Below are 13,021 nucleotides of genomic sequence, written 5' to 3'. Positions count from 1 at the left end.
CGCCTGTTACACCGGCTCGGGAGCGTCAGCGGGCTCGCTGGCATCGCGGGCCTGGGCGGTCAGGCCCTCGACCTCGCTGGCCAGCCCGCCCACCGCGGTGGTGATCGTCCCGGTGGCTTGCTGCAGGTCACCGGCAATGCCGTCGACCGAGGCCTGTAACTGCGCCGCCGCCACGCTCCAGTGATGCACGCTCTGTTCGCTGCGCTCATCGAGGCTGGCCAGCAAGCGATTGCCATCGCCGGCCTGGGTGCTGAGGGTCATCAATTGCTTGATCAGAATCCCGTGATGCCCCTGGGCCTGTTGCGCCAGTTGCCGTTCCAGGTTCTGCAGCTCATCCAATTGCGCGGTGGCGCGCTCGGCGCGGTGATCAAGGCTGTCCAGCGACAGGTTGCTTTCTTCGGTGAGGGTGGCCAGCGTTGTCAGGTGATCGATCAGCAATTGATGCTGCTCCTGCGCCTGCGGGTTCTCTTGCCCGGCCAGGGTCTTGAGCTGCTCAAGGTGCTCGCCTGCGGTCGCGGCGTGGCGGTCCAGGCTGGCCAGGCAATGATTGCCTTCGCCGATCTGGTTGCTCAGGGCGGTGAACTGCTCGACCAGCGCTTCGTGCTGGCCCTGGGCCTGTTTGGCCATCTGCATGTTCAACAGCTTGAGCCCCTTGAATTCGGCGGCCAGCAGCTGCGATTGCGCGTTGATGGACTGCACCAGCCGCTCGCCCACCTGTTCCAGCGCTTCGCGGGCCTGACGGTCACGCACGTCGCTGTAGGCGCGCAGTTCCTTGCGGCCCTGGTCCATGGCCTGCTTCATCTGCCGCACGCACCAGTCGCTGCGCCGGCTTTCGGCTGACCAGCGCGAAGACTCCCAGAGCTTGAGTACGATGAAGGCGATGATGCCCCAGGTCGAGGTTTTGAACTTCGACCCCAGGTCTTTCATCATGCCGGTCAGTTGCGCCAGCGAATCGCTCATCGCATCCAGGGATTCAGCACTGCCTTGCAGCACGCCCGAGGCCTTGTCCAGCGCCATGCCCAGGCCCAGAAAGGTGCCCAGCAGGCCGAAAATCAGCAACAGCCCTGGCATATTGCTGACAATGCGCTCGGGCAGCGACGCCAGCGCATGGCTCAGTTCACTGATCGAGCCGTGCTCCAGATCCAGTGCGCCCTTGTGCGTACCGCCTTGCCAGTTGCGCTCCCAGGTGGCGGTACGGCCATAGCGTTCGGCGCAGATCAGCGAGGCCAGCATGCCGCCCACGATCAGGGTAAAAAATGTCAGTTCCAGCGCGCTGTCCAGCGACGGCACCAGAAAGTGGATGAACGACCCGCTCATGCGGCCACCTCAGGCGTGTTGTTGATAAGGGTGAATCGTCCCATGACCCGGCGCTCCTGTGCTCGATGGCGATTGTCTGCATGGCAGAGGATGGAGGAGGGAGGCCCCCTTGAAGGCGCAACCGGCCCAAGCGGCCAGCGCGAAATCCAGGGGCTAACCTGACGCTATCGGACGCAGGGGCAGGATCTTTAGGGTCTGTTGCCGTTTCAGCACGAGCCGCGTTGCTGGGCCCAATCTCGCCAGGCCAGGCGGAGGACGCTTGCCAGCCTTTCAAGCCGGCACGAGCCTTGTGTGTCGAGCAGGTGGCCCACTCATTCACCGGCTTTTGGCCTGCCTTAACCCAGCATTTCGATCCCCAACTGGAACGCGACCCAGATGGCCAGTCCAGTGGCGAAGGCCAGGGCGATGTTCTCGAACCCGTTGTTGCGGTACTCCTTGCTCAGCAGCGACTTCTGGTTGGACATGATCAGCAGGCCCAGCGAAATGATCGGCAGGCCGACGATGTTCAAGGCATTCACGCCCAGGGTCAGGGTCACGAAGTCCGGCATGCCCGGCAGCGACCAGACAATGGGCGTCACCAGGATGAACAGCATGAACCACTTGTGCATCGGGTCCTTGTGGAATTCCTTGCCGTACTTCTCGCGGCGCTCGGGCCGGATGTGCTGGAACGCATCGGTGATCAGCATCGGGAACGCCGTGGTCTTGCCGGCAATGCTGGCAAACAGGGTGGCGAACACGCCGACAAAGAAGATGTACCAGCCTGCCGCACCGAAAAACAGCTCCAGCGCCTGGCCCAGGTCGCCCAGGGTGCGTACCTGCAAGCCGTTGGGTCGCAGGATTTCCACGCCTACCACCCAGATGGCCAGGTTGATCACGATGCCGACGAACACCGCAAACAGCAGATCGTTACGCTGAATGCGCTTGTGCTCCGGCCCGGTCCAGCCCTTTTCGCGCATCACATAGGGGTGTACGAAGTTGGCCACGGACCCGGCCACCGCACCGATTACCGACACCGCCACCAGCAGCGCGCCATGCACGCCCTGGTCCGGCGGAATGCTGAAGCCGATGGTGCCCTTGACGATGCCCGCCAGGTCCGGCCCCGACATGATCGCCAGCGCCAGGAAGGCCAGGGTCATGATCGCCAGCAGAACCTTCATCACGCCTTCGATCATGCTGTAGATATTGCGTCCCACCAGCAGCCACACGGCGATTACTACCAGCAGTGAGCACAGCAGCGGCTGGTTGATATGCACGAGCATGGCCAGTGCCTCACCGGCGCCCTTGATCATGTAGGCGTTGATCAGGTGGCCCATCAGCAAGGCGTAGCCAAGCATGAACCAGGCAAAGAACGGGTGCAGCTGGGCGTAGCCCTGCAGGATGGTCATGCCCTGGTTATTGCACAGCTGGAAGCGGGCAATGATGTTGACGATCAGAAAGCGCAACAACAGCGAGACCGCCAGCACCCACATCATGGCGTAGCCATAGTTGGCACCGGCCACCGATGAGGTGATCAGGTCTCCGGCGCCCAGCCATGACAACACGGCAATAATGCCGGGGCCAAGCAGCCTGGTCAGGCGCCTGAAGCGGGGTTGTGCAGTGGCAGCGGGTTTATCGGCAACGGATCGGCTGTTCGCCATGGCGGGAGTCTCCGGTTTGTTTTTGTAATCGGACGTGAATAGCTAAGCACAACATAAGATGTCGTACGACTTGCGGGGTCCCATGATCGTGAGTCTCAGGCTGCAGCGTGCATGCCGGGCTGTTGCCAAGCCTTCTGTAATGCGGGTTGAAGAGGCACTGGAGGGGAAGGGGCCGTTTGTCAGGTTATACGGTCTTTGTAGACCTACGAACCATGTTCCGGGTGGGCAGGCACCAGCGCGTGAAGCATGGCGGTCGTTCCCGGTTACACCGGATTTGCAGGAAGGTGGTCTCATGATGGAGTAAGGAATTAAACAATAAGTGTATGAAAATATTTGATCGTCAGCGGCCATGTAGGCTTTTTGTTGAATATTCCTACATGGTTTGTTGGTTGTCAGTGATTGAATATTGAATGTGGGTATGTAGGTACCACTTTTTAAGCGGCTTGTCAGTGCGCTCTTGATGAGTCTGGTTTTGTTTAACTATTTGATTTTATTTGTTTTTTTACTATTGAAATAACGGGTTACGCATAATCTTTTTTGATTTTGGATCCTCGATATATCCTGCGCGCCGCTGCTCAAGTCCTTCGTTAGTTGCCGCCGGATCACCGATGCCCTATTTCAAGAAGTTGTCCGATCATTACCTTGAAGTTGCGCTGTGCGCCATTGGCGATCCGCACTTCACGGGTGTGGACGTACGCTTTTCCAGTGAGTACGAAGCGCTTGAACAGGAGTTGGCCAAAGGCCATTCCCTACACGTCAGTAGCACCGTTGACTGGCTGAAAGTGCTGCAAGCCAGCGAGGCCTTGTTACGCAATCAGTCCAAGGACCTGCGTGTGGCGGCCTGGATGACCTGGGCCTTGTACCAGCGCGAGTCCTTTGCCGGGCTGGTGGCCGGGCTGGGGGTCATCCTGCAATTGTGCAGCCATCATTGGGCCGGGCTGCATCCGCGCAAACTGCGCACGCGGATAGCCGCCATGGCCTGGTTGCTGGCGCGTATCGATCCATTGCTCAACGAAAACCTGGCCATCAAGGAGCAGCTCGCACTGTTTCGCCGCCTGCTGCAACAGCTTGAAGCGCTGGACACGCTTTTCAGCGCTCATCTGGGCGATGACGCACCCTTGCTGCTGCCGTTATGCCGGCGCCTGGCCAATATGATCCGGCGTGCCCATGACGATCAGCCGCCTCCGGGCAGGGTGGAGGCGGTGGCCGCGCAGGTGCGTCAGGTCGCCACTCAGTTGCTGGCCCCGGTCACGGTCATCGACAACGACAAGGAGGCCCGCAAAACCCAGCGCCTGCTGCAGGACAACGCCCGGCCGCTGTGCGCCTGGTGGCTTAAACGCCAGGCCACCGACCTGCGTGCGCTGCGCCTGAACCGCACGCTGCTGTGGCTGCCAGTCGAGGTGTTGCCCGAGCGCAATGCCGAACAGGTCACCGCCTTGCGGGCGCCGCCCGCCGACAAGCTCAAACAGTATCAGGCGCGCCTGGCCGCAGGTCATTACGCCGATTTGCTGGTCGAGCTCGAAGCCAGCCTGGCAAAGGCACCGTTCTGGTTCGACGGCCAGCGCCTGGTCTGGCACTGCCTGCAACACCTCGACGCCGAGCACGCCATGCGTGAGGTCGAATTGCACTTTGCCCTGTTATTGCAGCGTCTGCCTGGCCTGGCAGAACTGCGCTTTCACGACGGCACCCCGTTTGCCGATCCGGCCACCCGTGCCTGGATCGACGCGCATGTCCTGATCCATGTGCAAGCGCCGGCCGCCGCGCCTGTGCCGGCTGCTGAAGCACAAGACGAGGTGCTGCCGGCCTGGGACCGGGCTCTTGAGGCCGCCAGGCCGGTGCTGCTCAAGGACGGCCTGAAAGCGGCTGTGCAGCAGTTCAGGTCGGGCCTGGACAGTGCGCAGGGCGGGCGCAACCGGTTTTTCTGGCAGTTGAACCTGGCCCGGCTGTGCATCGCGGCCAAGCAGTACGAACTGGCCAGGATCCAGCTTGAAAACCTTGACCAGATGCTGCTGCAGGCCGGCCAGCAGGCCTGGGAGCCTGAGCTGCTCTTGCAGGTGCTGCGCCTGCTGCATGAGTGCTGCCAGCTGTTGCCGCAAAACCACGCCGTGCGCGAGCGCAAGGAAGAGATTTACCGCAGGTTGTGCCACCTCGATCTCGAGATGGTACTCGAATAGGCCCAAGGGCCGTCAGTACAGGAAAAACACCATGGCCAAAGAAGGCTCGGTAGCCCCCAAGGAACGCATCAATGTCACGTTCAAACCTGCCACCGGCGGGGCGCAGGAAGAAATCGAACTGCCGCTCAAACTGCTTGCCATCGGCGATTACACCCGTCGCCCCGATGAGCGCAAGGTCGAGGACCGCAAGCCGATCAACATCGACAAGCATGCTTTCGATGAGGTTCTGGCCAAGCAGGAACTGGCGCTGACCCTGAGCGTGCCGAACCGGCTGCAGGATGGCAATGAAAGCGAGGCGCTGGCCATCGGCCTGCGTTTCAACTCGATGAAGGACTTCAACCCGGCCAGCCTGGTCGAGCAAGTGCCTGAACTGAGAAAGCTGATGGAACTGCGTGACGCGCTGGTCGCGCTCAAGGGGCCGTTGGGCAATGCGCCGGCCTTTCGCAAGGCCATCGAAGGCGCGCTGGCCGACGAACAGTCCCGCGCCCAGGTCCTGAAGGAACTGGGACTGACTGCCGCTGTGTCCACCGACGTCTGAATCCTCTGCAAAGGAAAGCCATCAATGAATACCCAAGCCGCCAGCCAGAACCAGCCGGATCACCACCAGGGCAGCATTCTTGACAGCATCATTGCCCAGACCCGCCTGAACCCCGAAGACGAAGCCTACGGCATTGCCCGGCGCGGCATCTCGGCGTTCATCGAGGAACTGCTCAAGCCGCACAACAGCGCCGAGCCGGTCAAGAAGGCGCTGGTCGACCGCATGATCGCCGAGATCGACAGTCGCCTCAGCCAGCAGATGGATGAGGTGTTGCACCACCCGGATTTCCAGGCACTGGAATCGGCCTGGCGCGGCCTCAAGCTGCTGGTCGAGCGCACTGATTTTCGCGAGAACATCAAGATCGAGCTTCTCAATGTCTCGCGTGACGACCTGCTGGACGATTTCGAAGACTCGCCCGAAGTCATGCAGTCAGGCCTGTACAAACACATCTACACCGCCGAATACGGCCAGTTCGGCGGTCAGCCGGTCGCGGCGGTCATCGCCAATTACTACCTGTCGCCCAGCGCGCCGGACGTCAAGCTGATGCAGTACGTCGCCAGCGTATCGTGCATGGCCCACGCGCCATTCATCGCTGCAGCCGCCCCGGGTTTTTTCGGCCTGGAGAGCTTCACCGGGCTGCCGGATCTCAAGGACCTCAAGGATCACTTCGACGGTCCACAATTTGCCAAATGGCAAAGCCTGCGCCAATCCGAGGATGCGCGTTACCTGGGCCTGACCCTGCCACGCTTCTTGCTGCGCACCCCGTACGACCCTGAAGAAAACCCGGTCAAGTCCTTTGTCTATAAAGAGCACGTGGCGGGCAGCCATGAGCATTACCTCTGGGGCAACACGGCCTATGCCTTCGCCACGCGCCTGACCGAGAGCTTTGCCCGGTTCCGCTGGTGCCCGAACATCATCGGCCCGCAAAGCGGCGGCGCGCTGGAAGACCTGCCGTTGCACCACTTCCAGAGCATGGGCGAGATCGAGACCAAGATTCCCACTGAGGTGCTGGTCTCGGACCGGCGTGAATACGAGCTGGCCGAGGAGGGCTTCATTTCCCTGACCATGCGCAAGGGCAGTGACAACGCCGCCTTTTTCTCGGCCAGCTCCGTGCAAAAGCCCAGGTTCTTTGGCAACAGCGCCGAAGGCAAGACCGCCGAACTCAACTACAAGCTCGGCACCCAGTTGCCCTACATGATGATCGTCAACCGCCTGGCGCATTACCTCAAGGTCTTGCAGCGCGAGCAACTGGGCTCGTGGAAGGAACGCACCGACCTTGAGCTGGAACTGAACAAGTGGATCCGCCAGTACATCGCCGACCAGGAAAACCCCAGCGCCGAAGTGCGTGGCCGCCGTCCGCTGCGCGCGGCGCAGATCGTGGTCAGTGATGTCGATGGCGAGCCGGGCTGGTACCGGGTCAGCCTCAATGTACGCCCGCACTTCAAGTACATGGGCGCCGACTTCACGCTGTCGCTGGTCGGCAAGCTGGACAAAGAGTGAGGGCCTGCAGGTCATGACAGGCTACGGCAGTCTTTTCGAGCGCCTGGCCGGCGAGGCCGACCGGCGAACGGGGCTGGGCCCTGAGGCCAGCGCCACGCAGTCGGTGGCCAGGCATTTGTCGCGGATGCTCGGCACCCGCGCCGGCAGTGCACAGATCCAGGTCGACTACGGCCTGCCGGACCTCAATGACCTGCGCCTGAGCCTGCACGATGCCCTGAGCCAGACGCGCGAAGCCATCGAGCGCTTTATCACCGACTTCGAGCCGCGCCTGTCCGGGGTGCGGGTCGTGGCGCTGCCCCGCGATCACGACCCGCTGCGGCTGGCCTTCAGTATCGAAGGCCTGCTGCAGGTGCCGGGCGTGCGCTGCCAGGTGAGGTTGCATGCCAGCCTCGAGGGCGGTGGGCGCGTGCGGATCGAGTCATGAAGCCTTGCGCTTCAACCCACAGGTAAATGCCGTGTCCTTCAATCATTACTACCAAAGCGAGCTGAGTGCGCTGCGCCAGTTGGGGCAGCGCTTTGCCGAGCGCAATCCGGCCATGGCGCCTTACCTGGGCCAGACCGGGAGCGACCCGGATGTCGAGCGCCTGCTTGAGGGGTTCGCCTTCCTGACCGGTCGCTTGCGGCAGAAACTCGATGACGAGCTGCCCGAGCTGACCCACTCGCTCATGCACTTGCTGTGGCCCAACTACATGCGGCCACTGCCCTCGTTCAGCCTCGTGCAATTCGAGCCACTGCAGCAGGCCGGTCCGGCCCAGTGCGTGGCGCGCGATACGCCGATGGAAAGTCGGCCGCTGGAGGGGGTGCGCTGTCGTTTTCGCACCTGCTACGACACCGACCTGCTGGCACTGGAACTGCGCGCCCTGAATTTCTCGGTCAAAGGCGAGGGCGCCTTGCTCAGCCTGCACCTGCAGATGAACTGCAGCGGCCATATCGGTCAGTTGGCGCTGACGCGGCTGCGCCTGCACCTGGCCGGAGAACGCTATGTCAGCCAGATGCTGTACCTGAGCCTGTTGCGCCACCTGGTCGGTCTCGTGCTGGTACCGCTGGGCCATGACGGCGCGCCCCTGTGCGATGCCAGCGGGGCTGCCCTGGCGCTCAAGCTCGATGTGCAGCAGGTGCTGCCGGTCGGCTTTGCCGAAGAGCAGGCCCTGATTCCCTATCCGCTCAATACCTTTCGCGGCTACCGCTTCCTGCAGGAGTATTTCGCCTTTCAGGATAAATTCCTGTTCCTCGACATCGACGGCCTGCAAGCCGTCCACCAGTTGCCGGAAGCCGTGCTGGGCGCCATGCACGGGTTCGAATTACGGTTTGATATCCGCAGCCAGGCCATCCAGCGCCTGCGCCCGACACTGGACAACATCAAGCTGTACTGCACCCCCATCGTCAATCTGTTCAAGCAGGATGCCATCCCGATCCGCGTCGATGGCCGCCAGGATGAATACCTGTTGCTGCCCGGCAACCAGGGACCTGAACACTGCGCCGTATTCTCGGTGGATTCGGTGACCGGCTGGAACAGCGGGGGCATCGGGCACCGCCGCTATGTGCCGTTCGAATCCTTCGAACATGACCCCAGTTTCGATATCGCCCACAGCCAGCCGCATTACAGCCTGCGCCAGCGCCCGTCGCTGCTGCATGACGGGCTGGACAGCTGGATGAGCTTCGGCGGTGTCGACAGCCAGCCCTGCCGACAGACCGACGAACACAGCAGCGACACGCTGTCGCTGGAACTGACATGCACCAACCAGAACCTGCCGCGCCGCTTGCAGGTCGGCCATATCGACCAGTCCTGCGAAGGCACGCCCGAGTTTGCCCGCTTTCGCAATATCGTGCCGGCCACCGCCAGTCATGCGCCGCCGATCAATCGCGGCTTCCTGTGGAAGCTGATCAGCAACATGTCGCTCAACTACCTGTCGCTGGCCAATGTCGAGGCGCTCAAGGTCATCCTCGAAACCTATGACCTGCCGCGCTACCACGACCCACATGCCGAAAAAGTCAGCAAGCGTCTGCTCGGCGGGTTGCAGTCGGTGCGCCATGAACAGGTCGACCGCTTGCACCGCGGGTTGCCGCTGCGTGGCCTGTGCACAGTGCTGGGCATCGATTCACGCCACTTCACCGGGGACGGCGACCTGTTTGTGTTCGCCTCGGTCCTCAATGAGTTCTTCGCCCTCTACGCCAGCCTCAACTCCTACCACCAGTTGCGCGTCGAAACCACACAAGGAGACGTCTACCGATGGACGCCCCGCATGGGTCAGCAGCCCCTGCTTTGAGCCGGCTGGCCGGCACGATTCGCGAGTATTCGCTGTTCCAGGCGGTACGCCTGGTCATCGAGCGGCTGCGCGAGCACCACCCTGAGCTGGATGAAGAAACGCTCCATGACCAGCTGGAGTTCCAGGCCAATCCCGGCCTGGGCTTTCCGGGCAGCGATGTCGAGCGCGTGGAGTTCTTTGAAGAGCAGGGCCGGCTGCGAGCCCGCTTGCGCCTGAACCTGATCGGCCTGGCCGGTGCCAGTTCACCGTTGCCGGCCTTTTATGTCGAGCAGGCGCTGGGCGACAGCGAGGAAGGCAATCCGACACGGGTATTTCTCGACCTGTTCCACCACCGCCTGCAACGCCTGCTGCTGCCCATCTGGTCGCGTTACCGCTACCACGCCAGCTTCAGGAAGGGCGCGCTGGACAGCTTTTCCGAACAGCTGTTTGCCCTGATCGGCCTGCGTGGCGAAATCATTCGCCAGTCGCAGTCCCTGAACTGGAAACGCCTGCTGCCCTACCTGGGCCTGCTCAGCCTGCGTGCCCACTCGGCGGCGCTGATCGAAGCGGTGTTGCGTTATTACTTCAAACATCCAGGGCTGCATATCGAGCAATGCGTAAAACGGCGCGTGACCATCCTGGCGCAACAACGCAATCGTCTGGGGCTAGGCAACAGCCGGTTGGGCGAGGACCTGGTGCTGGGTGAACACGTGCCCGATTGCAGCGGCAAGTTCCGCATTCATGTCTGCCAGTTGAGCTGGCAGCGCTTTCACGAATTCTTGCCCATCGGGGCCGGTTACCGGCCGCTCTGTGCACTGGTGCGCTTCACCCTGCGCGACCCGCTGGACTACGACCTGCGTCTGCAACTGCGGCATGACGAACGACGCGCGTTGCGCCTGGGCGTGGCCAGCAAATGCCGTCTGGGCTGGACCAGCTGGCTGGGCCACGAACGTGCCGATGGCCTGGTCACGCTGGGCAGCACGCTTCATCAAGGGACTTAAAGACATGATCAATCTCGACCTGCAAAAACTCATCCAGGCGCTGGATGCCGAGACGCGCCGCGACCTGGAGTCGTGTGCCGAACGCTGTGTGATCCGCGGGGCCAGCGAGGTGCTGGTGGAGGACCTGCTGTTGTGCCTGCTGGAGCGTCCGGACGGCGTGCTCGAACGCGGTCTGCGCGATGCCGGAGTCGATCCGGTCCAGTTGCGCAGCGCCTTGCAACCGTTGAGCGGGCAGAGCACTTCGCGCCATCCGGTGTTCGCCCAGGCCCTGGTGCAATGGTTGCAGGAAGCCCTCCTGGCCGCCACGCTCGACCTGGGCCAGGCCCGGGTCGGCGATGCTGCGCTGTTGCTGGCCCTGCTGCGCAACCCCCTGGGGCATGCCGGCAGCCGCTACCAGCCCTTGCTGGCGACCTTGAACATCGAGTGGCTCAAGGACTTTGCCCTGTCGCGCCAGCACGGCCCCGCTGTGCCGCAATCCGTGTCGGGCGATGAGTCCATGCTGCAGCGCTTTACCCACGACCTGACCGCACAGGCGCGTGCAGGCCGGATTGATCCGGTCCTGTGCCGCGATGCCGAAATCGCCCAGATGATCGATATCCTGGCCCGGCGGCGCAAGAACAACCCCATCGTGGTGGGCGAGGCCGGGGTCGGCAAGACCGCGCTGGTCGAGGGGCTGGCCCTGCGCATTGCGGCCGGCGAGGTGCCGCCGGTATTGGGCGATGTACGGATCCTGAGCCTGGACCTTGGTCTGTTGCAGGCCGGTGCCAGCGTCAAGGGCGAATTCGAGCGACGCCTGACCGGGATCATCGACGAGGTCAAGGCCGCCCCTCAGCCGGTCATTCTGTTTATCGACGAAGCCCACACCCTGATCGGCGCCGGCGCCAATGCCGGTGGCTCGGACGCGGCCAACCTGCTCAAGCCGGCCCTGGCCCGTGGCGAGCTGCGCACCATTGCGGCCACGACCTGGGCCGAGTACAAGAAGTACTTCGAGAAAGATGCCGCCCTGGCGCGCCGCTTCCAGCCGGTGCAGGTGCATGAGCCCGGCCTGGCCCAGGCCGTGGCGATCCTGCGCGGGCTGGCGCCGGTCTATGAACAGAGTCATGGCATTTACGTGCGTGATGATGCACTGGTTGCCGCCGCCGGGCTGTCGGCCCGTTACCTGGCCGGTCGCCAGTTGCCGGACAAGGCCGTCGATGTGCTCGACACCGCCTGCGCCCGGGTGCGCATCAGCCTGGCCTGCGCGCCGCACAGCCTGGAGCAGCTGCGTGGCGAACGGGCCGAAGGGTATCGCCAGTTGCAGGCGCTGAGCCGCGACGAACAATCGGGCCTGAGCATCGACACCGCTGCCCTGGCCACACGGCAGGCACGCCTGATCGATGTCGAGCGTGAACTCGATACGCTGGACACCGAATGGCATCTCCAGCGGGGGCTGGCCGAGCGTCTGCTGGGCCTGCGCAGTCAGTTGGCCGCGGCGCGCCAGCAGAAGACCGCTGAAACCAGCGATGAGGCACCGGGCCCGGACCTTGCCAGCCTGGAAGCCGAGGCTGGTGAGCTCCGGCGCACCCTGGAACAGGCCCAGGCGGTCCATCGGCTGGTCAGCTTTGAAGTCTGCCCACGGCTGGTGGCCGAGGTGGTCGCCGCCTGGACCGGCATACCGCTGGCGCAGCTGGCCGGTGAGCACAATGCCCGCATCGTCCGCTTCGCCACCGACCTGCAAACGCGTATTCGCGGCCAGCAACAGGCCGTGCAGGCCCTGGACCGCGCCGTGCGCGCTGCGGCGGCCGGACTCAACCGGGCCGACGCGCCTGTCGGGGTGTTTCTGCTGGTCGGTCCCAGCGGTGTCGGCAAGACCGAAACCGCACGGGTGCTGGCTGACCTGCTGTACGGCGGCGAGCGGTTCCTGACCACCCTCAATATGTCGGAATTCCAGGAGAAACACAGCCTGTCACGACTGATCGGTTCGCCACCGGGCTACGTGGGCTATGGCGAAGGCGGCATGCTCACCGAGGCGGTCAGGCAAAAACCCTATTCGGTGGTGCTGCTCGACGAGGTCGAAAAGGCCGATCCGGATGTCCTGAACCTGTTCTATCAAGTGTTCGACAAGGGCATCGCCAATGATGGCGAGGGTCGCGAGATCGACTTTCGCAACACCCTGATCGTGTTGACCTCCAACCTGGCCAGCGCACAGATCGAGGCCCTGTGCGCCCAGGGTGAGCGACCCGCTGCGCCAGTGCTCGAAGCGCACATAAGGCCGCTGCTGAGCCGGCATTTCCGCCCGGCGCTGCTGGCGCGCATGCAGGTGGTGCCGTACTACCCCGTCAGCGGTGCGGTGCTGGCGGAACTGGTCGTGCTCCGGCTTGAACAGTTGGCCGAACGCCTGCGTCTGCGGCAACTGACGCTCAGCTATACGCCGGAACTGATCGAACACCTGGCTGACAGCTGCCAGCAAAGCCCCGGCGGGGCACGCTTCATCGATCACCTGCTCGACACCCGAGTGATGCCACCACTGGTCGATCGGTTGCTCGACGCCATGGCCGGGGGCGACGCTTTTGCGAACGTGCACGTCAGCCTCGACGACCAGTCCCGTATCGTCTGCGGGTTCGCCTGA

9 protein-coding genes are annotated in these 13,021 nt (G+C 63.1%); 7 read left to right on the top strand and 2 right to left on the bottom strand.

Translation table 11 applies throughout. From position 1 onward, the window contains the following. Positions 1–6: 6 nt before the first annotated feature. Together DGA31_RS26980 and DGA31_RS26975 are read right to left on the bottom strand one after the other, a co-directional pair. Complete coding sequence (locus DGA31_RS26980; RefSeq protein WP_109514588.1) at positions 7–1,317, bottom strand: hypothetical protein; 1,311 nt, start codon at positions 1,315–1,317, stop codon at positions 7–9. Between the two features lie 335 nt (positions 1,318–1,652). Further along, positions 1,653–2,954 carry an Nramp family divalent metal transporter gene (locus DGA31_RS26975; RefSeq protein WP_109514587.1) on the bottom strand — a complete coding sequence of 434 codons (1,302 nt, stop codon included), beginning with the start codon at positions 2,952–2,954 and terminating at the stop codon, positions 1,653–1,655. A gap of 608 nt (positions 2,955–3,562) precedes the next feature. On the opposite strand from DGA31_RS26975, the gene tssA reads away from it, so the two are divergent. Genes tssA through tssH form a run of 7 tightly spaced genes read left to right on the top strand, consistent with a single transcriptional unit; the run spans position 3,563 to position 13,021 of the window. Further along, positions 3,563–5,128 (top strand): type VI secretion system protein TssA, encoded by a 1,566-nt coding sequence (tssA, locus tag DGA31_RS26970; protein WP_109514586.1) that lies wholly within the window; start codon positions 3,563–3,565, stop codon positions 5,126–5,128. A gap of 31 nt (positions 5,129–5,159) precedes the next feature. Next, the gene (tssB, locus tag DGA31_RS26965; RefSeq protein WP_109514585.1) at positions 5,160–5,666 is read left to right on the top strand and encodes a type VI secretion system contractile sheath small subunit; all 507 of its coding nucleotides are present in this window, start codon (positions 5,160–5,162) and stop codon (positions 5,664–5,666) included. A 24-nt stretch (positions 5,667–5,690) separates the two neighbouring features. After that, positions 5,691–7,166, top strand: coding sequence for a type VI secretion system contractile sheath large subunit (gene tssC, locus DGA31_RS26960; protein WP_109514584.1), 1,476 nt, complete (start codon positions 5,691–5,693; stop codon positions 7,164–7,166). 13 nt (positions 7,167–7,179) lie between these two features. After that, complete coding sequence (gene tssE, locus DGA31_RS26955) at positions 7,180–7,590, top strand: type VI secretion system baseplate subunit TssE (RefSeq protein WP_109514583.1); 411 nt, start codon at positions 7,180–7,182, stop codon at positions 7,588–7,590. 31 nt (positions 7,591–7,621) lie between these two features. Next, positions 7,622–9,433, top strand: coding sequence for a type VI secretion system baseplate subunit TssF (gene tssF, locus DGA31_RS26950; protein ID WP_109514614.1), 1,812 nt, complete (start codon positions 7,622–7,624; stop codon positions 9,431–9,433). Continuing rightward, the gene (gene tssG, locus DGA31_RS26945) at positions 9,397–10,413 is read left to right on the top strand and encodes a type VI secretion system baseplate subunit TssG (protein ID WP_109514582.1); all 1,017 of its coding nucleotides are present in this window, start codon (positions 9,397–9,399) and stop codon (positions 10,411–10,413) included. Before tssF ends, tssG begins: the two co-directional genes overlap by 37 nt. Positions 10,414–10,417: 4 nt before the next feature. Beyond that, positions 10,418–13,021: a type VI secretion system ATPase TssH gene (tssH, locus tag DGA31_RS26940; RefSeq protein ID WP_109514581.1), complete on the top strand. Its 2,604-nt coding sequence runs from the start codon at positions 10,418–10,420 to the stop codon at positions 13,019–13,021.

Source organism: Pseudomonas ovata (genome assembly GCF_003131185.1).
Taxonomy (GTDB): Bacteria; Pseudomonadota; Gammaproteobacteria; order Pseudomonadales; family Pseudomonadaceae; genus Aquipseudomonas; species Aquipseudomonas ovata.
This window is presented reverse-complemented; position numbering and strand designations above follow the sequence as displayed.